This window comes from Pseudomonas sp. 32_A (genome assembly GCF_017490905.1).
GTDB lineage: Bacteria > Pseudomonadota > Gammaproteobacteria > Pseudomonadales > Pseudomonadaceae > Aquipseudomonas > Aquipseudomonas inefficax.
Window position 1 is genome coordinate 1 of the sequence record NZ_JAFGYI010000398.1, and the last position, 430, is coordinate 430.

The window sequence follows — 430 nt, forward strand, 5'->3', positions numbered from 1 at the left end:
GACGAACGGTAGGCGGCGTCTTGCCGCGCGGTTACGCGCGGCCCGCCATCTCGCTTACACTAGGGGCCGCCTGCGGGCCGGACGCGCGACGCGCCGGCCCGCAGGCGGCTTTTCCCATGTTGACGACAAGCCAATGAGCACCATCCACGTGACCATGGGCGGCTCCGCCGCCGCTTCTCTGCGCATCGCGCTCGCCGATGCGGGCCGCGACGAAGGCGTCGTCGAGCTGTTCGACGATCTGTCGGTCGGCCCGCTACGCGGCGCGGACGACTCGCCGGACGTGCGCGCCGCGTTCTGGGAGCGCGCGATCGGCGACGTCCAGCAGGATTGGACGGCCGGGCTGGGCGGCGACTTCGCGAAACTCGAGACGCTGGCGGCCGACACGGGCCAGGTCGTCGTCTGGCACGCGCAGAGCGTCGCGGATCAGTTG

Annotated in this window: 1 protein-coding gene; it reads left to right on the top strand. The window is 71.9% G+C overall.

All coding sequences use genetic code 11. The annotated features are described in order from the left end of the window. Window positions 1–133: 133 nt before the first annotated feature. Window positions 134–430 (top strand): DUF1835 domain-containing protein (locus J5M58_RS27225; RefSeq protein ID WP_207880577.1); only part of this gene is annotated, 297 nt, incomplete at its 3' end.